21 protein-coding genes are annotated in these 21,212 nt (G+C 73.0%); 12 read left to right on the forward strand and 9 right to left on the reverse strand.

What is annotated here, in order from left to right; all coding sequences use genetic code 11:
- Positions 1 to 63 precede the first annotated feature (63 nt).
- Both AB0M46_RS06965 and AB0M46_RS06970 read left to right on the forward strand, forming a co-directional pair.
- Complete coding sequence (locus AB0M46_RS06965; protein WP_363333385.1) at positions 64 to 711, forward strand: TetR/AcrR family transcriptional regulator; 648 nt, start codon at positions 64 to 66, stop codon at positions 709 to 711.
- A gap of 23 nt (positions 712 to 734) precedes the next feature.
- Complete coding sequence (locus AB0M46_RS06970) at positions 735 to 1,661, forward strand: PAC2 family protein (protein WP_363333386.1); 927 nt, start codon at positions 735 to 737, stop codon at positions 1,659 to 1,661.
- A gap of 18 nt (positions 1,662 to 1,679) precedes the next feature.
- Here the strand turns inward: AB0M46_RS06970 and AB0M46_RS06975 are convergent, their stop codons facing one another.
- Complete coding sequence (locus AB0M46_RS06975) at positions 1,680 to 2,510, reverse strand: phosphoribosylaminoimidazolesuccinocarboxamide synthase (protein ID WP_363333387.1); 831 nt, start codon at positions 2,508 to 2,510, stop codon at positions 1,680 to 1,682.
- 67 nt (positions 2,511 to 2,577) lie between these two features.
- Here AB0M46_RS06975 and AB0M46_RS06980 point away from each other — a divergent pair, with 67 nt between their 5' ends.
- Entirely contained in the window at positions 2,578 to 3,180 is a 603-nt protein-coding gene (locus tag AB0M46_RS06980) for a cysteine hydrolase (RefSeq protein ID WP_363333388.1), read from the forward strand.
- On the opposite strand, the gene AB0M46_RS06985 is transcribed toward AB0M46_RS06980, so the two are convergent.
- Positions 3,177 to 3,917, reverse strand: coding sequence for an ABC transporter permease (locus AB0M46_RS06985; protein WP_363333389.1), 741 nt, complete (start codon positions 3,915 to 3,917; stop codon positions 3,177 to 3,179). The two genes, AB0M46_RS06980 and AB0M46_RS06985, sit on opposite strands and share 4 nt — an antisense overlap.
- A 1-nt stretch (position 3,918) precedes the next feature.
- Positions 3,919 to 4,815 (reverse strand): ABC transporter ATP-binding protein, encoded by an 897-nt coding sequence (locus AB0M46_RS06990; protein WP_363333390.1) that lies wholly within the window; start codon positions 4,813 to 4,815, stop codon positions 3,919 to 3,921.
- Positions 4,816 to 4,947: 132 nt separating this feature from the next.
- On the opposite strand from AB0M46_RS06990, the gene AB0M46_RS06995 reads away from it, so the two are divergent.
- The 3 genes from AB0M46_RS06995 to AB0M46_RS07005 all read left to right on the forward strand — a co-directional run bounded on the left by AB0M46_RS06995 (position 4,948) and on the right by AB0M46_RS07005 (position 8,947).
- Positions 4,948 to 6,747, forward strand: a complete 1,800-nt coding sequence (locus AB0M46_RS06995) for a histidine kinase (RefSeq protein ID WP_363333391.1) — start codon at positions 4,948 to 4,950, stop codon at positions 6,745 to 6,747.
- A complete protein-coding gene (locus AB0M46_RS07000; protein WP_363333392.1) occupies positions 6,711 to 7,358 on the forward strand; it encodes a response regulator transcription factor in 648 nt (215 codons plus the stop codon). Before AB0M46_RS06995 ends, AB0M46_RS07000 begins: the two co-directional genes overlap by 37 nt.
- 74 nt (positions 7,359 to 7,432) lie before the next feature.
- A complete protein-coding gene (locus AB0M46_RS07005; RefSeq protein WP_363333393.1) occupies positions 7,433 to 8,947 on the forward strand; it encodes a glycosyltransferase family 87 protein in 1,515 nt (504 codons plus the stop codon).
- Positions 8,948 to 8,951: 4 nt separating this feature from the next.
- Here the strand turns inward: AB0M46_RS07005 and AB0M46_RS07010 are convergent, their stop codons facing one another.
- The gene (locus AB0M46_RS07010; RefSeq protein ID WP_363333394.1) at positions 8,952 to 9,854 is read right to left on the reverse strand and encodes an NADP-dependent oxidoreductase; all 903 of its coding nucleotides are present in this window, start codon (positions 9,852 to 9,854) and stop codon (positions 8,952 to 8,954) included.
- 59 nt (positions 9,855 to 9,913) lie between these two features.
- On the opposite strand from AB0M46_RS07010, the gene AB0M46_RS07015 reads away from it, so the two are divergent.
- Positions 9,914 to 10,972, forward strand: coding sequence for an ROK family protein (locus AB0M46_RS07015; protein ID WP_363333395.1), 1,059 nt, complete (start codon positions 9,914 to 9,916; stop codon positions 10,970 to 10,972).
- Positions 10,973 to 11,088: 116 nt separating this feature from the next.
- Here the strand turns inward: AB0M46_RS07015 and AB0M46_RS07020 are convergent, their stop codons facing one another.
- Entirely contained in the window at positions 11,089 to 11,655 is a 567-nt protein-coding gene (locus tag AB0M46_RS07020) for a hypothetical protein (RefSeq protein WP_363333396.1), read from the reverse strand.
- Between the two features lie 58 nt (positions 11,656 to 11,713).
- Here AB0M46_RS07020 and AB0M46_RS07025 point away from each other — a divergent pair, with 58 nt between their 5' ends.
- A complete protein-coding gene (locus AB0M46_RS07025) occupies positions 11,714 to 12,598 on the forward strand; it encodes a pirin family protein (RefSeq protein ID WP_363333397.1) in 885 nt (294 codons plus the stop codon).
- Between the two features lie 57 nt (positions 12,599 to 12,655).
- Here the strand turns inward: AB0M46_RS07025 and AB0M46_RS07030 are convergent, their stop codons facing one another.
- Together AB0M46_RS07030 and AB0M46_RS07035 are read right to left on the reverse strand one after the other, a co-directional pair.
- Positions 12,656 to 13,666, reverse strand: coding sequence for a hypothetical protein (locus tag AB0M46_RS07030; protein ID WP_363333398.1), 1,011 nt, complete (start codon positions 13,664 to 13,666; stop codon positions 12,656 to 12,658).
- 399 nt (positions 13,667 to 14,065) lie between these two features.
- Positions 14,066 to 14,614 carry a sigma-70 family RNA polymerase sigma factor gene (locus tag AB0M46_RS07035; protein WP_363333399.1) on the reverse strand — a complete coding sequence of 183 codons (549 nt, stop codon included), beginning with the start codon at positions 14,612 to 14,614 and terminating at the stop codon, positions 14,066 to 14,068.
- A gap of 209 nt (positions 14,615 to 14,823) precedes the next feature.
- On the opposite strand from AB0M46_RS07035, the gene AB0M46_RS07040 reads away from it, so the two are divergent.
- A complete protein-coding gene (locus AB0M46_RS07040) occupies positions 14,824 to 15,303 on the forward strand; it encodes a hypothetical protein (protein ID WP_363333400.1) in 480 nt (159 codons plus the stop codon).
- Between the two features lie 421 nt (positions 15,304 to 15,724).
- Here AB0M46_RS07040 and AB0M46_RS07045 read toward each other — a convergent pair whose 3' ends face one another.
- A complete protein-coding gene (locus tag AB0M46_RS07045) occupies positions 15,725 to 16,264 on the reverse strand; it encodes a hypothetical protein (protein WP_363333401.1) in 540 nt (179 codons plus the stop codon).
- Positions 16,265 to 16,275: 11 nt separating this feature from the next.
- Positions 16,276 to 17,292 (reverse strand): potassium channel family protein, encoded by a 1,017-nt coding sequence (locus AB0M46_RS07050; RefSeq protein ID WP_363333402.1) that lies wholly within the window; start codon positions 17,290 to 17,292, stop codon positions 16,276 to 16,278.
- A gap of 77 nt (positions 17,293 to 17,369) precedes the next feature.
- On the opposite strand from AB0M46_RS07050, the gene AB0M46_RS07055 reads away from it, so the two are divergent.
- The 3 genes from AB0M46_RS07055 (at position 17,370) to AB0M46_RS07065 (ending at position 21,079) form a co-directional block, all read left to right on the forward strand.
- Positions 17,370 to 18,518 (forward strand): polysaccharide pyruvyl transferase family protein, encoded by a 1,149-nt coding sequence (locus tag AB0M46_RS07055; RefSeq protein WP_363333403.1) that lies wholly within the window; start codon positions 17,370 to 17,372, stop codon positions 18,516 to 18,518.
- The gene (locus tag AB0M46_RS07060) at positions 18,515 to 19,927 is read left to right on the forward strand and encodes an FAD-dependent oxidoreductase (RefSeq protein WP_363333404.1); all 1,413 of its coding nucleotides are present in this window, start codon (positions 18,515 to 18,517) and stop codon (positions 19,925 to 19,927) included. The genes AB0M46_RS07055 and AB0M46_RS07060 overlap by 4 nt, the downstream gene beginning before the upstream one ends.
- A gap of 120 nt (positions 19,928 to 20,047) precedes the next feature.
- Positions 20,048 to 21,079, forward strand: a complete 1,032-nt coding sequence (locus tag AB0M46_RS07065; RefSeq protein WP_363333405.1) for a hypothetical protein — start codon at positions 20,048 to 20,050, stop codon at positions 21,077 to 21,079.
- Positions 21,080 to 21,212 lie beyond the last annotated feature (133 nt).

A 21,212-nucleotide genomic window follows, 5' to 3' on the forward strand; every position in this document is an offset into this window, starting at 1 on the left:
TACCGGGCAGTACCAGGCAAAATAGCACCCGGAGACATTGTCGCGAAAGGGCGGGAATACCGCATGACGAGCACCAGGACCGCCGAGGAGCTGCGGCAGGACCTGACGGGCGGGCTGGCCCAGGCGATCGCCGCGAAAGGGTACGCGGCCACGACGATCGCGGACATCGTCATGCACGCGCGAGTGTCCAAGCGCACGTTCTACGAGCACTTCGCCGACAAGGAGGCGTGCCTCATGGCCCTGTACGAGCAGGGTTGCGGGCAGCTGCTGGCGGTGGTGCGCGACGCGGCCGAGGCGGGCGGGCGGCCGTGGAAGGAAATGATCAACAACGGGGTGACCGCATACCTGACCGCGCTGGAGAGCATGCCGGCGGTGACCCGCACGCTGCTGGTGGAGATCCAGGCGGCCGGGCCGAAGGCGTTCCGGCTGCGCCAGCAGATGCAGCGGCGCTTCGCCGACGCGCTGGTCGAGGTGGTGGAGGGGGCGCGCGCGGCCGACCCGGCCGTCCCGGCGCTGTCGCCGCTGCTGGCGATCGCGCTCGTCGGCGGCGTGCACGAGATGATGTTGCAGGTCTCGGACCCGTACACCGGCGCCGGACCCTCCTGGACCTCCCTCACGCCGGCCGTGGACGAGCTCGTCTATGCCATCCTCACCAATCCCTGGCGCGAATCGGGTGGAATGATCGGACGTCCGGACGAGTTGCAGGACTAAAACAGAGGAAGGAACTCGTTGCTGTGCTGAACCCCAGCGAACTCTACGAGCTCAGTGATGACCTGCCGGCGCTCGACCGGCCTGTGCTCGTGCACGCGCTGACGGGCTTCGTCGACGCCGGCAACGCCGCCCGCCTCGCCCGGGAGCACCTGCTGACCGTGGGCTCCGCGCGCACGATCGCGTCGTTCGACCTCGACCAGCTCTACGACTACCGCGGCCGCCGGCCGGCGATGCTCTTCGTCGAGGACCACTGGGAGCACTACGAGCGGCCCCAGCTGCTGCTGCGCGTGCTGCGCGACGCCGCCGGCACCGAGTTCCTGCTGCTCGACGGGCCGGAGCCGGACCTGCAGTGGGAGCGGTTCTCCGCCGCGGCGCTCGAGCTGATCGAGCGCTTCGACGTGCGGGCCACGGTCGGGCTGACCGCGATCCCGATGGCCGTGCCGCACACCCGCCCGACCGGCGTGACCGCGCACGGCACGAGCCGGGACCTCATCGCCGGGTTCGAGCCCTGGCTGCAGCGGGTCCAGGTGCCCGGGAGCGTGGCGAACCTGCTGGAGTACCGCATCGGGCAGCAGGATCGGGACGCGTTCGGGTTCGCCGTACACGTGCCGCACTATGTGGCGCAGGCCGAGTTCCCGGCGGCGGCGGAGAAGCTGCTCGCCTGCCTCGCCGACGCCACCGGGCTGCGGGTGCCGATGGAGGAGCTGCACTCGGCGGCCGAGGGCGTCCGGGCGGAGATCGACGTGCAGATCGCGCAGTCCGACGAGGCGGCCTCGCTGGTGCGGGCGCTGGAGGAGCAGTACGACGCCTTCACCCGCGGGCGCGCGGGGAACAACAACCTGCTGGCCGACTCGCCGGCGCCGCTGCCCACGGCGGACGAGATCGGGGCCGAGCTGGAGCGGTTCCTGGCCGAGCACACGCGGGGCGACGAGCCGCCACTCGGCGGCTGAAACCCGGCGGGGGCCCGGCTACCAGGTCGTACCGGTCAGCCGCTCGTAGACCTCGACATACCGGGCGCGGGTGAGGGCGACCACGTCCGGCGGGATCTCCGGGCCCGGCGCCGTCTTGTCCCAGCCGCTCGTCAGCGACCAGTCGCGCACGAGCTGCTTGTCGAAGGAGAACTGCGTGCGGCCCGGCTCCCACTGGTCCAGCGGCCAGAAGCGGGACGAGTCCGGGGTCAGCACCTCGTCGGCCAGCAGCACGGCGCCGTCCGGCGTGCGGCCGAACTCCAGCTTCGTGTCGGCCACCACGATGCCGCGCTCGGCGGCGAGGGCGGCGCCGCGGGAGTACACCCGCAGGGTCAGGTCGCGCAGCTCGTCCGCGAGGTCCTTGCCGATCTCGTCGCGCACCTCGTCGAGCGTGATGAACTCGTCGTGCACGCCGACCGGGGCCTTGGTCGTCGGGGTGAAGACCGGCTCCGGCAGGCGCGAGCCCTCCACGAGCCCGGGCGGCAGGGGCACTCCGGAGACTTCGCCGCGGGCGTTGTACTCCGAGAGCCCGAGCCCCGCGAGGTACCCGCGCGCGATGCACTCGACCGGCAGCATCTCCAGCCGGCGGCAGCGGATGGCCCGGCCGGCGAACTCCGCGGGCACGTCGGTCGCCGAGACGACGTGATTGGGCACGATGTCGGCCAGCTGCTCGAACCACCACAGCGAGAGCCGGGTCAGCACGGCGCCCTTGTCCGGGATCGGCGTCGGCAGCACGACGTCGTAGACGGAGATCCGGTCCGAGGCGACGAGGATCAGGTCGTCGCCGTCGGCATAGACGTCACGGACCTTGCCCGAGTGCAGGAGTTCCACGCCGCTCAGCCTATCTGGCGGGCGTAGGGTGAGCTGCGTCACGACTCCGACCTTGGAGGAGCCACGCATGTCCCTCGATCCCACCAAGACCGCCATCGTCCTCATCGAGTACCAGAACGACTTCGTCTCCGAGGGCGGCGCGTTCCACGCCGCCGTGCGGGGCGTCATGGAGAAGACCGACATGCTGGCCAACACCCGCAAGGCCGTCGCCGCCGCGCGGGCCGCCGGGGTGACCGTCGTGCACGCGCCGATCTCCTTCGCACCGGGCTACAACGAGATCACGTCCCACCCGTACGGCATCCTCAAGGGCGTCGTGGACGGCAACGCCTTCGTCAAGGGCGAATGGGGCGCGCAGATCGTCGACGACCTGGCGCCCCAGCCCGGGGACATCGTGGTGGAGGGCAAGCGCGGCCTGGACACCTTCGCCAGCACCAACCTCGACTTCATCCTGCGCAGCAAGGGCATCACCACAATCGCCCTCGGCGGGTTCCTGACCAACTGCTGCGTCGAGTCGACCATGCGCACCGGCTACGAGCACGGCTACCAGGTGATCACCCTGCAGGACTGCGTTGCCGCCACCTCGCAGGAGGAGCACGACAACGCCCTGAAGTACGACTTCCCGATGTTCTCCACCCCCATGAGCGCGGCCGACTTCGCGGGGCGGTTCTAGGTAGCCCGGAAGTAGCGCACCGCCAGGCCACCGGCGAGCAGGAAGCTGGCCCCGAGCACCGCCAGGTGCAGCGGGTGCGGGACGTCGCCGGCCCAGGCCGCCTGGATGGCCTGGCGGAAGGCGCCGAGCGGGGTGAAGTCCCCGATGCGGCGCAGCACCTTCGGCATGTACTCCACCGGGACGTACAGCCCCGCGAAGAACGCCGACGGGAACCACATCGCCAGGGCGTAGCCGGTGGCCGTCTTGGTGCTGCCGGCGACCGCCGCGACCAGCAGGCCGATCGGGAAGAGGCCGAGCACGCCCAGCAGCAGCGTCGGGACGACCAGCGGCAGGTTGGGCAGGTGCATGCCCAGCGCGACGACGCCGATGACCAGCGTGAGCAGCACGGAGCAGAGCACCACGCCGGCGTTCATGAGCAGCTGGGCGCCGAGCAGGGCCGCGGGCTTGACCGGGGTGGTGGCGAAGCGGCGCAGGATGCCCCGCTCGCGGTAGCCGGCCAGGACGACCGGCAGCATGAAGAACGCCACCATCGCCATCGACACCATGACGGACATCGACGGGATGACGGTGTCGATGCCGCGGTGGCCGCCCAGGGCGGGGTCGGCCTTGTGGGCACTGCCGGGCAGGCCGAAGACGACCAGCAGGGCGACCGGGAGCAGGACGGTGAACATCGGGCCGGCCGCGTCGCGCAGCATCAGCCTGGTCTCGACGGCGGTCAGCCGGGTCAGGACGCGCATCTCAGGACTCCTTGCCGGTGAGGGCGATGAAGGCCGACTCCAGATCGGCCTGGACGATGTTGAGCGAGAGCGGGACGACCGACCGGGCGGCGAGCGCCGAGGACACCTCGTGGGCGAGGTTGCCGCGGCCGGTTACGGTCCAGACGCCGTCGTCCGAGCGGATCGAGTCGACGCCCGGCACGGCGGCCAGGGCGCCGGGGGCCAGGACGCAAGAGGGCCGGAAGGTCACGGTCACGCCCGACGAGACACGGCGGATGAGACCCGAGGGGGTGTCGATGGCGACGGTGCGGCCCTGGTCGATGACCGCGATCCGGTCGCAGAGCCGCTCGGCCTCGTCCATGAAGTGCGTGACGAGCAGGACGGTGACGCCGTGGCCGCGGATGTCCTCGATGAGCTGCCAGGTCTCCCGGCGGGCCTGCGGGTCCAGGCCGGTGGTCAGCTCGTCGAGCACCGCCACCTCCGGCGAGCCGACCAGCGACAGCGCGATCGACAGGCGCTGCTTCTGCCCGCCGGAGAGCCTCTTGTACTGCTGCTTCGCGTGCTCGCCCAGCCCCAGCCGGGCCAGCAGCGGGTCGATGGCGGCCGGCCGGTCGTAGAACGAGGCGAACAGCTCCATCGCCTCGCGCACCCGCAGCCGGTCCGGCAGCTGGGACTCCTGCAGCTGGACGCCGAGGCGCTGGCGCACCGCCGGGTCGGCCGGGTCGAGGCCGAGCACCCGCACCTCGCCGCCGTCGGGGCGGCGCAGGCCCTCGATGCACTCGACCGTGGTCGTCTTGCCGGCGCCGTTGCGCCCGATGATGCCGAAGATCTCGCCGCGCTCGACCGAGAAGGACACGTCCCGCACGGCGGCGCGGTCGCCGTACGACTTCTGCAACTGCTGAACGTCGATGACCGTCATGCCGAGGACTCTCCCGGTTCCGCCGGGCGGGCAGAATGACGCTGGGCACCGATCCGGGGGTGGGGCTGGCTACACCCCCGCGGGTAGTCAGGCCCGATGCGCACGGGGACGGCAGGACGGAGGCTCGACGGCATGGCATATCTCAGGGGGCTCGCCCGCAGCGCGCAGCTGCTCGGCCTGGCCGTGCTCGTCTTCGTCGCGTTCCTCGGCTCGATCGTGCTGATCTGCGCGATCGTGGTGGCCGGCCTGGAGCAGGCCCGGCGGCTGACCGGCTACTGCCGGCGGCTGTTCGGCGGCTGGCTGGGCCGGGAGATCCCCGAGTGGTACCGCCCGGCGCCCGGCCCGCCGCAGCCGGACGAGGAGGGGCTGTACCGGCACGAGAGCACGCTGTACCGCTCGCCGCGCTGGCCCGCGTACTTCGGCCGGATGCAGTGGCTGGCCGACGACCCGGCGACCCACCGCGATGTCGGCTGGCAGGCGCTCTTCCCGCTGGTCGTGCTGCTGGTGGTGCCGATCGGGCTGCCGGTGGCCCCGCTGACCGTGCGCGCGGTCGCCGCGTGGAGCGCCCGCATGCTCGGCCCGTCCGCGAAGGCCGAGCAGCGCGGCCGCAGCAAGGCCGAGCGGCGCAAGCGCAGCGACGCGGTCCTGCTGGCCTGGGCCCGGTGCGGCCTGCTGCTGCTCAGCGCGCTCATGCAGGTCGTGCTGTTCGGGCTGAGCCTGGTGTGCCTGGTGCTGGGCATGGGCCTGGGCATCGTGTTCCTGGTCCCGGCCGGGCTGACGCATTTTCGCTGGCTGGTCAACCTCCGCCGGCAGTACGCCGGGTGGGCCGGACAGCGCATCGAGCGCCCCTACAAGCCGCGCCTGCGGCCGGAGCTTCGGCCCGACGGGCTCTACCGGGTCGGCAACACCCTCTACAAGACCGAGAGCATGGCCGAGTTCGGCGCCCGCTGGCAGTGGGTCTGGCACGACCCCGCGGCCTGGCGCGACCTGGTGTGGCTGCCCGCCGACGCCCTCGTCACCGGCGTGCTGGCCGGGGTGCCGGTGCTGCTCGGGGTGTACGGCGCATTCGGCCTCGCCCTGCCCTGGATCTGGACCACGGCGTTCGGGGCGCAGTGGAGCCGCTGGTACGGCGCGGTGGCCGGCAACCGCCTCGCCGCCCTCCCGGCCGGCGTGGCGCTCGTCGCCGTGGCGCTGGCCCTGCCACCCCTGGTGCTGTCGCTGACCTCCCGTTGGTCCGCGCTGCTGCTGCGCCCGACGGCCAAGGAGGAGCTACGCCGGCGGGTCGAGCGGCTCACGCAGACCCGCGCAGACGCGGTGGACGCGCAGGCCGCCGAGGTCCGGCGCATCGAGCGCGACCTGCACGACGGCGCCCAGGCCCGGCTGATCTCCGTCGGGCTCACCCTCGGCGCGATCGAGCGGCTCATGGACACCGACCCGGACGCCGCCCGCCGGCTGGTCGCGCAGGCCCGGGAGACCTCGCAGGCGGCCCTGACCGAGCTGCGCGACCTGGTGCGCGGCATCCACCCGCCGGTGCTGTCGGAGCGGGGGCTGCCCGACGCCGTGCGGGCGCTGGCCCTCGACACCGCGGCCGAGGTCACCGTCGTCGGCCGGCTGCCCGGCCGGCTGGCCGCGCCGGTCGAGTCGGCGGCCTACTTCGCGGTCAGCGAGCTGCTGGCCAACGCCGTCAGGCACGGCCGCGCCGAGCACGTGACGGTCGACATCCGCCATCGCGAGGGGACGCTGCGCGTCACGGTCACCGACGACGGCGAGGGCGGCGCCGATCCCTCGCGCGGGACCGGCCTGCGCGGGATCGAGCGGCGGTTGGGTACCTTCGACGGAACGCTCGCCCTGCACAGCCCGCAGGGCGGCCCGACCGTCGCGACGCTGGAGCTGCCGTGCGCGTTGTCCTCGCCGAAGACCTCTACCTCCTGAGGGACGGCATGGTCCTGCTGCTGCGCAGCCACGGCTTCGAGATCGTCGCCGCGGTGGACAACGGCCCGGCGCTGCTGTCCGCCCTGCTGGAGCACCGGCCGGACGTGGCCGTGGTCGACGTGCGGCTCCCCCCGTCCTTCACCGACGAGGGCCTGCAGGCCGCCCTGGCCGCCCGCCGCGAGGTGCCGGGCCTGCCCGTGCTGGTGCTCTCGCAGCACGTGGAGCAGTTGTACGCGCGGGAGCTGCTGGCCGACGGCACCGGCGCGGTGGGCTACCTGCTCAAGGACCGGGTCTTCAACGCCGAGCAGTTCATCGACGCCGTGCGCCGGGTGGCCGGCGGCGGCACGGTGATGGACCCGTCGGTCATCGCCAAGCTGGTCGCCCGCCCGACGCCGCAGTCGGGCACCCTGACCCCGCGCGAGCGCGAGGTGCTGACCCTGATGGCGGAGGGGCGCTCCAACGCGGCCATCGGCAAGCAGCTATACCTCAGCGAGAGCGCGGTCGGCAAGCACATCGCGAGCATCTTCGGCAAGCTGAACCTGCCCGTGTCGGACGACGACAACCGCCGTGTGCTGGCGGTCCTGGCCCACCTGCAGGGCACCGGCTCGTAGGACGACCAGGTTCAGCGGCTGTCGAGGCCGAGACCGGACCCCCTCGCGGCAAGGTCGCAGGTATCGTGCGCGGCATGTCGAGCACCGCCGAGATCGAAGCCCCGGCCGTGGCCCGCCCCGACCCCACGCCCTGGTACCGGCGAGTCACCACGATCCTGCTGGCCGGCTGGTGCGCCGGCTGGGCGCTGTACCTCTACGCGATGCTGGGCCAGCGCTACGGCTGCCCGCGCGGGCAGGAGACCTGCGAGCGGGTGCCGGCGACGGCCCACTCGTGGCTGTGGGGGCTGGCCGGCGCGGTCGTGCTCGCCGCGCTGTGCGTGCTGGAGGCCCGGCGGCCGGCCGTGGCGTCCCCCGCGTCGCCGCAGCGCCGCCCGCGGTACCGCTGGCTGGTCCTCGGCGGCATCGGCGGCGCGGTGCTGGGCGCCAACCTGGTCCTGCTCGGACCCATGGTCGACAACCAGTTCTGCGTCGAGCCGATCCACGTCAACAGGGTCATGGCCTACTCGCTCAACTGCGACTCGTACGAGTTCATGCACCTGGCCCACACACCGGGGGACGTGCTGGAGCACCACAACGCCCGCCAGTCGCGCCCCGGCTACGTGGTGCTGTCGGTCGTCGCCGAGCGGACCATCGGCCCGGTGGCGCACTGGACCGGCCTCGACCGGCTGTACAAGATGCGGGACCGGGCCCAGTTCCCGCTCGTGGCGATCAACCTGGCCGCGACGGCGGCGGGGATCGCCCTGATGGCGTCCCAGCTGGCCGGGCTGGGCACGCCGCGGCTGGCCAACGCGGCCCTGTGCGCGTTCCTGGCGATCAACGGGGTCACGACGGCGTTCACCTGGACCCCGCACCAGCAGACCTTCGCGCTGCTCGTGCCGGCGGCGACCATCCTCGCCGGACGGTATCTGCTGCTGCGGAGGTCCCCGTGGTGGGCCGTGACGCTCGTCGGGCTCGCGGCGGGCGGGGCTTCCCTGGTGTACGGCAGCTTCCTCATCACCGCCGCGGTGGCCGGACTGATCCTGCTGTACCAGCGGCGCTGGATCCCCCTCGTGGGCTTCCTGGCCGGGTTCGGCGCGCCCCAGGTCGCCTGGATGGCGCTGTGCAAGATCGTGTCCGGCGACTACTACAACCAGGAGACGAGGCTGTACGACGAGTTCATCTGGCTGCCCAAGGCGGCCAAGCAGGGCGTCGACAGCCTGCGGATCGCCACGCACGACATGACCATCACGGCGGGGCGCGCGGTGTTCGCCATCTGCACGGTCGCCCTGCTGCTCATCGTCGGGCTGGCCGCCACGGCCGTCCTCCTGCGCGTGAAGCTGCCCGTCCTCACCGACTCGCAGCGGGCGACGGTGGTGGCGGCCGGGCTGACCGCGGCGGCGGGCATCGTCTTCGCCTGGGCGATCGGGATCGTCAACGCCGACCGCCTGCTCTACCACGCCGTGCCGGCCCTGCTGGTGCTCGCCGGGTGGATCACCGCCCGCATCGCCGCGTCGTCGAAGGCGGCCAGCCGGCTGGTGACGGCCGGGGTGGTGGTGCTCGCCGTGGCGGTGCTCACGAACGAGATCATCACCCCGGGCCCCTACTCCTGAGTCGTCAGTCGATCGCAAGCACGATCTTGCCGCGGCCGTGGCCGGTCTCGATCTCGCGGTGTGCCTCGGCCGCCTCCGCCAGCGGGTAGACGCGGCGCACCAGCCAGGAGGTCGTGCCGGCCGCGTGCAGCCCGATCAGCTCGGCCAGCGCCTCCGCGCTGCGGCGGCCCTGGATGCTCGCCAGGCCCAGCTCCTCGATGCGGTCGTGGGCGACCAGCGTCAGGATGCGCTGACGGTCGGCGACCAGCTCCAGCGAGGTCTCCAGGGCCGCCCCGCCGGCGCCGTCGATCGCCGCGGTGATGCCCTGCGGGGCGAGGGCCCGGACGCGGTCGGCCAGGCCCTCGCCGTACACGACGGGGGTAGCGCCGAGCGAGCGCACGTAGTCCTGGTTGGACTCGCTCGCCGTACCGATGACGGAGGCCCCGAGCAGGCGGGCCAGCTGCACGCCCGCGGTGCCCGTCGCACCGGCCGCCGCGTTGATGAGCACGGTGTCGCCGGGGCCGACCTGCAGCGCGGACAGGGCCAGCCGGGCCGTCTGCCAGCCGGCCGTGAAGCCGCCGGCCACCTCCCATGAAACGTTCGCGGGCTTGGGGGCCACCTGGTCGGCCGGAACGACGACGTACTGCGCGTAGGCGTTGAACACGCTGAAGCCCAGCACCTCGGTGCCGGCCGGGACCTCGGCCGTGCCCTGGTCGACCACGCCGGCGAACTCGTTGCCGGGGATCTGGGGCAGCGTGACGGTGACAAACGGCGGGACCCAGCCCCTGCGCAGCCGCACATCGAAGGGCTGAACCCCGGCCGCCTTCACCCGCACCCGGACCTGGCCGGGTCCGGCCTGCGGTTCGGGCAGCTCGTGAAGGGCGAGGACGTCCGGCGGGCCCGGCTCGGCAAACGCTGCAGCTCTCATGAGCGCCTACTGTGCGACCTCAAGCGCGGTTGAGGTCAAGGAGAAATGCGGTAGCGTGCATGCGCGCAGCATCAGGCGAGGGAGTCGGGACGATGGTCAACGCGAAGGACTGGGTCGTTGTCGGGCTCGACAACGGCGGCACCGCGAACAATGCCACGGTGCTCGACCACGAGGGCATGTTCCTGGTGGACGGGCTGGTCGAGGTGCCGAGCCGGGTGCTGGAGGGGCCCGAGACGGCGGTCGAGTCGCTGGCCGGGGCCTTCGACCACATCCTGGCGGTGACCAAGGTGGACCGCTCCCGGGTCGTCGCCGTCGGCCTGGACACACCGGGTCCGGCCAGCGCCGCCGGGGTGATCTCGTCCAAGGGCGCGACCAACTTCTCGCAGCCGGCCTGGTGGGGCTACGACTTCCGCGGCGCGCTCGAGCGGCGGCTGGACCTGCCGGTCGTCTACAACAACGACGGCAACGCCGCCGCGCTGTACGCCCATCACGTGTACTTCGGAGCGGACTCGCACACCAGGTCCTCGGTCTCGGCGATCGTCGGCACCGGCCTCGGCGGCGGGGTCATCGAGCGGGGCCAGGTGGTCCGCGGGGCGGCCGGCATGGCCGGCGAGCTCGGCCACGTGCACATCCCCCTGCACGGCCTGCTGGAAGAAGGCCAGCCGCTGCCCAGCTGCGGGTGCGGCTTCCTCGGCGACGTGGAGAGCGTGTCGTCCCTCACCGGGATCGTGCGCAACCTGCTGCCGTACTGGCTGACGAGGTACCCCGACCACCCGCTCCACCGGGCCGAGTCCGTCAAGGCGGCGGCCAAGCAGGTGCGCTCCTACGCCGAGCAGGGCGACGAGCTGGCCCTGCACATCTTCGAGCAGCAGGCGATGGGCCTCGGCCGGCTCTTCACGATCGCGGCCAACTTCACCGACCCGGACTGCTACTTCGTCGGCGGCGGGGTGGTCGAGGCGGCCGCGCACTTCCGCGACTGGTTCCTGGCCCGCGTGCGGGAGCACACGCTGCTGCGGGAGGAGCAGGGCGCGGCGGCCGAGTTCGCCCTGGTGCCCGACCGGGACATGGCCGGCGCCCGCGGCGCCGCGATCGCCGCCGCCGGGACCGTAGTGGCTTAGCCGCTTCGTCGTTTTGCGCGAAATGTCGGGCGCTGGCGCGCCACGACATTTCGGACTTATACCCCGACGGGCGACAAGTCCGTTAATCGGGCCGCTCCCCTGCCTTATCGCCCGTTTCAGGCGGCCTCGACCGGGGCCGGGGCGCGGGGCACGTTCTCGGCCAGCAGGTTCAGCTGTCCCTTGTCGTCGCGCTGCCAGCGCCGGCCCCGCAGGTCGGTGAAGCGCAGCTCGACGTACATGTCGGCCGAGGGCGCGAGCCGGATGGTGCCGTCCTCGTTGATCCGGTCGCGCTCGACCGGCCCGTTGGTCTCCTCGTGGTCGAAGCCGGCGAACACCTCGGGGCCGTCGGACGGGGGCACGATCCGGACCCGCCGGATGGCGGTCCAGGCGGCCGGCGGGTCGCGGAAGACGATCTCCATGTCGTACACCGGGGCCTGCGAGGCATTGCGCACCGCCGCCCCGACCACGCCCCGGGTGATGATCTTCTCGAAGGTCTCGCGCTCGCTGACCGCCCAGGCGCAGACCCGCTCGGCGTCGGCCCGGTCCTCGGCCAGCCGGTACGCGGCGACCAGCTCGGCCGCCGAAGCCGCGGCCCGCCGGGTCGCCCGCAGCGCGGACCAGGCCAGGTACGCCCCGGCCCCGGCGACCACCACGGCGAGGACCGCCGCGATAAGTCCCAACACATCGGACAAATTACCCGGTGTTGGGGTTGCGTGAAGTCGGGCTGCCAGAATCGGTGGCGTGAGCGTGCTCGAAGAGGGGCGGGACGTGCCGCTGGGTCGGTACACCGTGGTGCGGCGCAGCCTGCCGAACAAGACGCGGCGAACCGTCGGGGCGTGGTGCTTCCTCGACCACTTCGGGCCGGAGGACGTGACCGGCAAGCCGGGGATGCGGGTCCCGCCGCATCCGCACATCGGGCTGCAGACGGTGAGCTGGCTGCTGAGCGGGGAGGTGCGCCACCGCGACAGCCTGGGCTCGGACCAGGTCATCTACCCGGGGCAGCTCAACATCATGACCTCCGGCCGGGGCATCTCGCACTCGGAGAACTCCCCCACCGACAAGCCGCCGCTCCTGCATGGCCTGCAGCTGTGGGTCGCCCTCCCGGAGTCCGCCCGCTTCCGAGACCCCGCCTTCCAGCACCTGTCCGCCCTGCCGGAAATCTCGGACAGCTCCGCGCGAATTGTCGTCGCCGTCGGCGAGCTCGAAGGCGCGAGATCCCCCGCCGAGGTGCACAGCGAGCTCCTCGGCGCGGACATCACGCTCGACACCGCCACGGAGATCCATGTGCGCGGCGATTTCGAGCACGCCGTCGTCGTCACCGAGGGCATCGCGCGCGTCGACGGGGACGAGGTCGGCCGCGGGGCGCTGCTCTACCTCGAGCCCGGGCGCGAGACGCTGCGCCTCGAGGGGCCGGCGCGGCTCTTTCTGCTCGGCGGGGTGCCGTTCGAGGAAGATCTCGTCATGTGGTGGAACTTCGTCGCCCGCTCGCACGAGGAGATCGTCGAGGCGCGCGAGGACTGGATGGCCGGCTCGGGCCGTTTCGGCACGGTCCCGGGCGGCGAGCCGCCGCTGCCGGCGCCCACGTTGCCCACCACCCGGTTGCTCCCACGCCCGCGGCACCGATGAATCCGCGGTACCGTACGGAGCCGCTGGCGCCTTGTGTGGATTCGTCGCTTTGAGCCCTTATTCGGCGTGGACCCGGGCATCGGTCTGATCATCCCGAGGCTGATCGGCGGCGGCCTGACCAGCGGCGTGGTACCACCGCACTCCTCCGGCCACAGCAAGCCCGATCCCGGCCCCGAGCGCCGCGACGACCGCCCACCGCCCCCAGGAAGGCCCGGCAAGCGTCCCGTACCGCAACACCGCCGAGTCCCCGACCCCCACCATCACGGCAAGACACGCCCCGGCGATCCCGACCAGAATGTCAACCTTCTTGAAGAGCACCAGCCCCCCGGCCACCACCACCCCGGCCGCACTGACCAACGGCCAGACCCGCGCCAGCAGCTGCACCCCCACCCCCTCGGCCGGCGAGGAGGCAAGCACCGCCGACCCCACCACCCAGCTCGCGGCCAGCCCCCCGCCAACCAAAGCCACGACGGCCAGCACCCCCCTGAACCGCCACGAGAGCCCGACGACGACCGCCCCGAGAATGCCGCCGGCCCACCACCACCCGGTCTGCGGCACCGGCGCCGCCACGATGCTCCCCCGCACCACCCCCGGCTCCCGCGAGTCAACCAGCAGCGGCACACTCCAGCTCCGAGCCGGCAGCTCCCGCGCCCGCTCGTCATGCCACCGCACCCGAGGCACCGTGGCAATCCGATGCCACTGCGGCGCCGCCTTGACATCCCCGCCGGCCGCGCTCCCCCCGATCACCCGGCTGGCAAACCAGGTGGGCGAAACCCGGTTCTCCTCAACACCCCCGCCGGTGACCCGAAGAAACTCCTCCCCTTGCAGCCCAAGCACCACAACTTCGCGCCCCGACCGATTCACCAACTCCAGCCGAGCCCCACCCTCAACCGCCCGAACCTCAACCCCGGGCACGGACACCGACTCGACCCGCACGACGTACCCCACCGCCACGGGCGCATCGGCCCCATGCGCAGCGGCCGGCGTCGCATAGAGCAACACCCCGACCAGCCCGACGGCGGCAGCACTCCCCCACCGCAGCACGGCCCGTACGAACCCCTTACCCACGACCCCTCCCATCCCGGCCCGGCACCGCAAAGCCAAACCCCCACCCAGCCGCCGAACGCACTCCCCCGAACCCGAGCACAGCGAGCAACCGGCTTGGCAAAGCCCGCGCCATCCGGCCAGCACCGGGCCCAGGGACCCGAAGCTCAGACACCGACTCGATCGCGCACGGACCAGAGGCAGACCGGGCGACGGACACCACACCCGCACACCCGACCCGCGACTCGAGCGGCACGACCTCGGTCACGCCCAGGCCAGAGGCGCACCCGCCGACAGGCAAGCCAGACGCAGCCCCGGCAGTGGCACATGCACACCCGACGGAACGCGGCTCGGGCGGCGCAGGGGCGGGCGGGCGCGGGCCAGGGGCGGGCGCGGTGGCGGACGGGCTCGGGCGAGGCTGGGTCATCCGGCCCGGGCGGCGGCGATGGCGGCGACGAGGTCGGCCCGGGCGCGCGCCACGCGGGAGCGGATCGTGCCGATGGGGACGGCCTCGATCTCGGCGGCCTCCGCGTACGGGACGCCGAGCACCTGCGTGAGTACGAACGCCACGCGGCGGTCGTCCGGCAGGGCGGCGACCAGGGCGTTGGTGGCGTGCAGCCCCGCGTGGTCGCGCTCGGTCAGCGGCGCCGGCTCGGCCACGACCCGGGCCTCCAGCCGCCGGGTCCGCACGGCCGCCCGGACATGGTCGGCGCAGGCGCGGCGGGCGATGGCGAGCACCCAGGTGCGCGCCGACGAGCGCCCGGCGAACTCGGGCAGAGCCCGGAACGCGCGCAGGTACGTGTCCTGCGTCACGTCGTCGGCGTGCGCCGGGCCCACCAGCGCGGCGACGAAGCGCCAGACCTCGGGCTGCGTGGCGCGCACGAACACGGCGGCGGACCGTTCGTCGCCCGCTCGCGCGGCCAGCAGCGCGGCGGTTGCCGCATCCAACTCGCCGTCGGCCTCACCAGTCACGGCAGCGAGCCTAGCGCCCCATCCTGGCAATCCTCCTTCCGCCTCGCTCGCCAGGGGTGGGAGCCGCGCGCCGCAGGACACAACGGCGGTGACATCCGGGCCGGAGATCACGCTTCCGGCTCGGCGACGACGCCACGGTCACCGCGGCGGTGCACGGCTCCCGGCGCCGGATTCAGGAGGACCTGCACCGGACGAGGCGGCCGGCTCGAGTGGCGCGGAAGACACGAGAGGAGACCGCGAGGGAGCGAACAAGCTGCGGGAGGAACGAGAGGAAGAGGTGTCGCGAGAAGGGGTGCGAACGGACGAAATGCGAGCACAGGCGGTGCGAGAGGAACAGAGGCGAGAACCAGCGGGGCGAGACGGGCAGGGGCGAGAACAGGCGGGGCGCGGGGAAGACATGCGAAGGCAGACCGGCGATGCGGCGGCTGGTGTCCCGCCAGGAGCGGACGACCCCGATGGAGCCAGCGGACCCGGTCGAGCCAGCGGCCGCGGAGGAGCGGGTGGCCCCGACGGAGCGGGCTGCTGTGGTGGAGGAGCGGAAGGCCGCGAAGGAGCAGGCGGCCGTGGAGGAGGAGCGGAAGGCCGCGAAGGAGCAGGCGGCTGTGGAGGAGGAGCGGGCGGCCGTGGAGGAGGAGCGGAAGGCCGCGAAGGAGCAGGCGGCTGCGGCGGAGGAGCGGGCGGCCGTGTAGGAGGAGCGGGCGGCTGCGGCGGAAGAGCAGGTGGAGGAGGTGTGGATGACGCCGGGGACGGGCGGGGAGGGTGCCTCCCGCCGGCGCCTGCGACCAGAGGCCCCGGCCCGGCCCCCGCCCCCGCTGCCCGCTCGCGCCCACCCGCCGCCCTCGCATCGCGCTCGGCCCAGTGTGCCGAGATCTCCGCGGTCCTGGCCTCGCGGTCCAGCCGGGCCAGGCGCTCGGCGTGGCGGTGCTCCAACCCACGACGGCGGGCCTGCGCGAACGAGTTGCGCATCGCCGTCGTGCGGGCTCGGCGGCGGCGGTGCTCGGCCAGCATCGCGTCAAGTCGGGTGCGCCATTGCGCCGAGTCGATGGCGGGGAGGGGGAGTGCGTGGGTCATGGGGGGAGATTAGAACAGGGGTACGACAGAAACGGGCCACTAACGGCGGCGGCGGGACCACACCACGCCGCCGGCCAGGGCCGCGACCGCCAGGGCCGACAGGGTCAGCCAGAGCGGGGCCAGGCTGCCGCCGCCGGGGTCGGTGGAAGCCGCGGCGGCCGAGGGGGCGGTGGCCGGGATCAGGCAGGCCACCTCGGCCGGGAGGGGGGTGGCGGTGGGCTGGGCGACCTGGATGAGGGCCTGGCAGTGGCCGGCGACCGGGGCGCCGAGGTCGATCGACACCCGCCAGGCGCCCGGCGGGTCCAGGGTGCCGCTGTACGTCTGGGTGCCGCGCTCATCGCCCGTCTGGTGCAGTACCGATGGAGCCACCGTCGCCGGCGACGGGCCGGTCGCGGTCATGGTGACCTGCGTGGGCTCGTTGATGGGGTGGCCGTCCTGCCAGACGGCGGTGATCCAGACGGAGCCCCGGCCGTCGGAGTGGATGGTGACGGTGGCGCCGCCGTGGGCCTGGGCCGGGGCGGCGCCGAACACCAGGAGCGCGGCCACGGCCAGGACGAAGGACAGGAACCGCGCGAGCACGGAACGCAACCCTACGGCATGGCCGGGATGGTCTCCGGACGGTCGTCCCGGACATAGACGATCATGTCGCCGGTCTGGATGGCGGTGCCCTCGGGGTCGGCCAGGGAGAGGACTTTGCCGCGGCGGAAGAGGGCGATGACCAGCTCGGTCAGGTCGCGCGGGGACCTGCCCACCTCGTCGCGGCGGGCGGAGCGCATGGCCAGCGCCATGCCCTGGCCGGGGGTCAGCAGGTCCTCGACGACCTCGATCAGCGGCGGAGCCGTGGTGGACAGGCCCAGCAGGCGGCCGGCGGTGGCGGAGGAGACGACGACGTGGTGGGCGCCGGACTGGCGCAGCAGCGGGGCGTTCTCGGCCTCGCGGGCGGCGGCGACGATCGACACCTTGCCGGAGGTCAGCTGGCGGACGGTGAGGGTGACCAGGACCGAGGCGTCGTCACTGTCGGTGGCGATGATGACCGCCTTGGCGTCGGTGACGCGGGCCTCCATCAGCACCGACGAGCGGGTGGCCGAGCCCTCGATGGCGACCAGACCGTCGGCCGTGGCCTGGCGCAGGGCCGGGCGGTCGCTCTCCACGACCACGACGCTGGACTTGTCGAAGCCGTTCTCCAGCAGGGTACTGACGGCCGCGCGGCCCTTGGTGCCGTAGCCGCACACGATGACGTGGTTCTTCACGCGCTTCCTCCACCGCTGCAACCTGAGATTGGTGCGGTACTGATCGGTCAGGACTTCGAGCGTGGTGCCGACCAGGATGATCAGGAACAGCACGCGGGCCGGCGTGATGATGATGATGTTGACCAGGCGGGCCGAATCCGAGACCGGCGTGATGTCGCCGTAGCCGGTGGTCGAGAGCGTCACGACCGCGTAGTAGAAGCAGTCGAGCAGCGACAGGCCGTCGTCGTTGACGTCCCGATAGCCCCTGCGATCGATGAAGATGATCAGCACGATGACGCACACCAGTGCGACGGCCAAGCCGAGGCGGGCGCTGATGGCTCGAAGCGGCCCACGCCGTACGGCCGGAAGGTGGATCACGAAATCCACCATAAGGGTCGCGTGTGACGAACTCGCTCCTGGGTAGTGCGGGCCATCCGGCGATCTGGAGGCGCGTCATGTCTGAACACGGCCCCAGAGTGGGCGTCCTCGGCTCATACGGCGGCTACAACCTCGGCGACGAGGCCATCCTCGCCAGCCTCCTGGCCGACCTGCGAGCCCGGCGCCCGGACGCGGAGGTGCTCGTCTTCTCGCGCGATCCCGGGCACACCGAGCGGGAGCACCCCGGCGTCGCCGTGGCCGCGTGGGAGGGCGTGGGCCGGGACCATACCGCGACCTCCCTGGCCCGCCTCGACATGCTCGTGCTGGGCGGGGGCGGCATCCTCTACGACACCGAGGCCCGCCGCTACCTGCGCGTCGTGCGCACCGCCCAGGAGCAGCGCGTGCCCGTGTTCACGTACGCCCTCGGGGTCGGCCCGCTCACCGAGGAGTTCGACTGCACCATGGTCCGCGACGCGCTCGGGCAGGCGGTCGAGGTGACGGTCCGCGACGAGGAGTCGAAGGTGGCGCTGGAGGAGGCGGGCGTGACGGCGACGGTCACCGTCACCGCCGACCCCGCCCTGCTGCTGCAGCCGGAGGAGTTCGACGCGCGCCTCCTGCGCGACTCGCTGCCGGCGGGCCGCCGGGTGGTCGGCATGAGCGTGCGCGAGCCGGGGCGCGCCGCCCAGCACCTCGACGCCGACGAGTACCACCAGCTCCTGGCCCAGGTCGGGGACTTCATCGTGCACCGGCTCGACGCGTCGCTGCTGTTCGTGCCGATGGAGCGCGGCGACATCCGCCACTCGCACGCGGTGCTGAGCCGCATGACGGCGGCCGAGCACTGCCGGGTCCTCTACGGGCAGTACCGTCCGGGCCAGATCCTCGATCTGATGCGAAGCCTGGACCTGGCCGTCGGCATGCGACTGCACTTCCTGATCTTTGCCGCGCTGTCCGGTGTACCGCTCCTGGCCCTCCCCTACGCCGGCAAGGTGTTCGACTTCGCCCAGCGCATCGGGGCCCCCGTGCCGCGCGGCGTCGTCCGGGAGGCGGCCGGCCCGCTCATCGCCCAGGTCGACCGGCTCTGGGACGAGCGGCCGCAGCGGCAGGACGAGATCACCGCAAACGTCGCCGCCATGCGCCAGCGGGCCACCGAGACGGGCCGGCGGCTGGGCGCTCAGCTCGACCGCATCGCGCCGCTCGCCGAGCGGGAGCCGGTGGCCGCCGGATGACCGGCCTGGAACGCCCCACCGGGCTGCCGAGCGTCCAGCTGCCGCCGCGCGCCGCGACCCACGGCGGGCGCACCGAGGTCCTCGTGGTCGGCGGCGGCCCGGCCGGCATCGGCGCGGCGACGGGCGCGGCCGCCGCCGGGGCCGACGTGGTGCTCGTCGAGCGGTACGGGTTCCTCGGCGGCAACGCCACGGCCGCGCTGGTCATGCCGCTCATGAGCTTCCACAACGAGATGCGGCAGGCGGTCGGCGGCGACGAGGGACGCCTGCTGCCGACCGACCACGGCGAGGGCGAGCCGGTGGTGGCCGGCGTGCTGTGGACGCTGCTGGACCACCTGGTCCGGGCCGGCGGCGCCATCCCGCCCGACCCGGGCACCGGCTACACCGTGCCGTTCGACCCGGAGCTGTTCAAGCTCGTCACGTACGACATGCTCGCCGGCTGCGGGGTGCGGATGCTCCTGCACTCCTTCGCCTCCGACCTGTTCCAGCTGCCCGAGGGCGGCTGCCGCGCCGTCTTCGAGACCAAGTCCGGCCCGGTCGTGCTGGACGCCGACGTGGTCGTGGACTGCACCGGCGACGGCGACCTGGCCGCGGCGGCCGGCGCACCCTTCGAGGTCGGGCGCCCCGAGGACGGCCTGACCCAGCCGATGACCCTCATGTTCCGGGTGGGCAACGTCGATCGGCCGGGCTTCCTGGAGTACGTCCACGAGCACCCCGACCAGTGGCGCGGCGTGCACGGCCTCTGGGACCTCATCCGGGCGGCCCGCGACGCCGGCGAGCTCGATCTCCCGCGCGAGGACGTGCTCTTCTTCGCCACCCCGCACCCGGACGAGGTCTCGGTCAACTCCACGCGCGTCGGCGGCCTTGGCATCAGCGTGTGGGACCTGACCCGGGCGGAGCTCGCCACGCACCGCCAGCTCGCGCAGATCGCCAACTTCCTGCGCACCCGGGTGCCGGGATTCTCCGAGTCGTACGTCATCCAGAGCGGCGTGCAGGTCGGAGTCCGCGAGACGCGGAGGATCCTGGGCGACTACCTGCTGACCGGCGAGGACGTGCTCGGCGCCCGCTCCTTCGCCGACGTGATCGCCCGCGGCGCGTACCCGGTCGACATCCACAACCCCAACGGCCCCGGCACCATCCTGCGCCGCCTGCCCCAGGGCTGCTCGTACGACATCCCGCTGCGCTCGCTGCTCCCCCGCGACGTCGACAACCTGCTGGTCGCGGGCCGGTGCATCTCCGGCGATCACGTGGCGCACAGCTCGTACCGGATCATGCCCATCTCCATGGCCACGGGCCAGGCCGCCGGGGTGTGCGCGGCGCTCGCGGCCCACATCGGCAAGCCACCGCGCGAGATCCCGGCGGCCCAGGTCCAACGGGTCCTGCGGGCCCAGGGCGCAAGCCTGCCGACATAGCCCGCGGCGCGCAGTGCCCGGCCCGTCCGACGTAAGCCGCGGCGCGCGGTGCGCGGCCCGTCGACTGATCGGGAGCCGAACGGGGCAGTGCGCGACGCCATGATGCGTCAGGATCGATGCATGGCGACCACCGTTGCTCAGCGCCCGGCCGACGTCCGCCGCCCCGTCTCCTCGGATCGCCGTGACCTGTTCGTCGCCCTGGCCACGGTCTGGCTCGCCGGCGGGCTCTTCATGGACGGCTGGGCGCACTCGCACGTGCCCAAGCTGGAGACGTTCTTCACGCCGTGGCACGGGGTGCTGTACAGCGGCTACGCGGCCCTCGCCGTCGCGCTCGTCCCGGCCCGGGTCTGGCGCGGCCGCCCCGAGGGACCGGTCCGCGCCTGGGTGCCGGCCGGCTACGGCCTGGGCCTGCTGGGCGCGATCCTCTTCGCCGCCGGCGGCGCGATCGACATGACCTGGCACATCCTCTTCGGCATCGAGGCCGACCTGGAGGCACTGCTCAGCCCGCCGCACCTCCTGCTGCTCACCGCCGGCCAACTCATGATCACCACCCCGATCCGGGCCGCGGCGGCGAAGCACGGCCCCGCCCCGCGCCCGCTCCAGGCGGACGTCCCGGTGCTGATCACCGCCACCACGTCGACCGCCGTAGCCGCGTTCTTCCTCGACTACGTGTCGCCGTTCACCGACGCCCCGGCCGCGCTGACCGGGTACGGCAACAGACAGGCGCTGGGCCTGGCGGAGTACCTCGTCTACTCGGTCCTCGTCGTCGCCGTCGTCCTGTTCGTGTGGACCCGCCTGGGCCGCCTGCCGCTCGGCCTGGTCACGCTGGTGGTCGCCGCCGCCTCGATCCCCAACGGGGTCTTCGACGACTTCGAGAACCTCGCCGCCCAGCTCTGGCCGCTGACCGGCGCGATCGTGGCCGACCTGGCGATGCGGTGGGTGAGCACCCGGCGCCCGGACCTCCTCCCGGTGGCCGCGGGCGCGCTGATCCCGCTGACGATCTGGCCCACCCACCTCCTCGGCGTCGAGCTGTCGCTGGGCATCGCCTGGTCCCTGGAGCTCTGGAGCGGTGTGGTGGTCCTGACGCTGCTGGCCGGCGCCGTGTTGGGCGGCCTGTTCCTCCCCGGCACCCGCCGCCCGGACCCCGACTGACCCCGGTCCTGGCAGGGCAGCGCACCGGCAGCGCCCGGCGACGCCTGCGAGCGCGACGCCACGCCAGGACCCGACAGCGCCCAGCAGCACATGCAAGCGCGGCCCCACGCCAGGACCAGACAGCGCCCGGCAG

Origin of the sequence: Dactylosporangium sp. NPDC051485, assembly GCF_040682015.1 — a bacterium.
In the GTDB taxonomy this organism is placed as follows: domain Bacteria; phylum Actinomycetota; class Actinomycetes; order Mycobacteriales; family Micromonosporaceae; genus Dactylosporangium.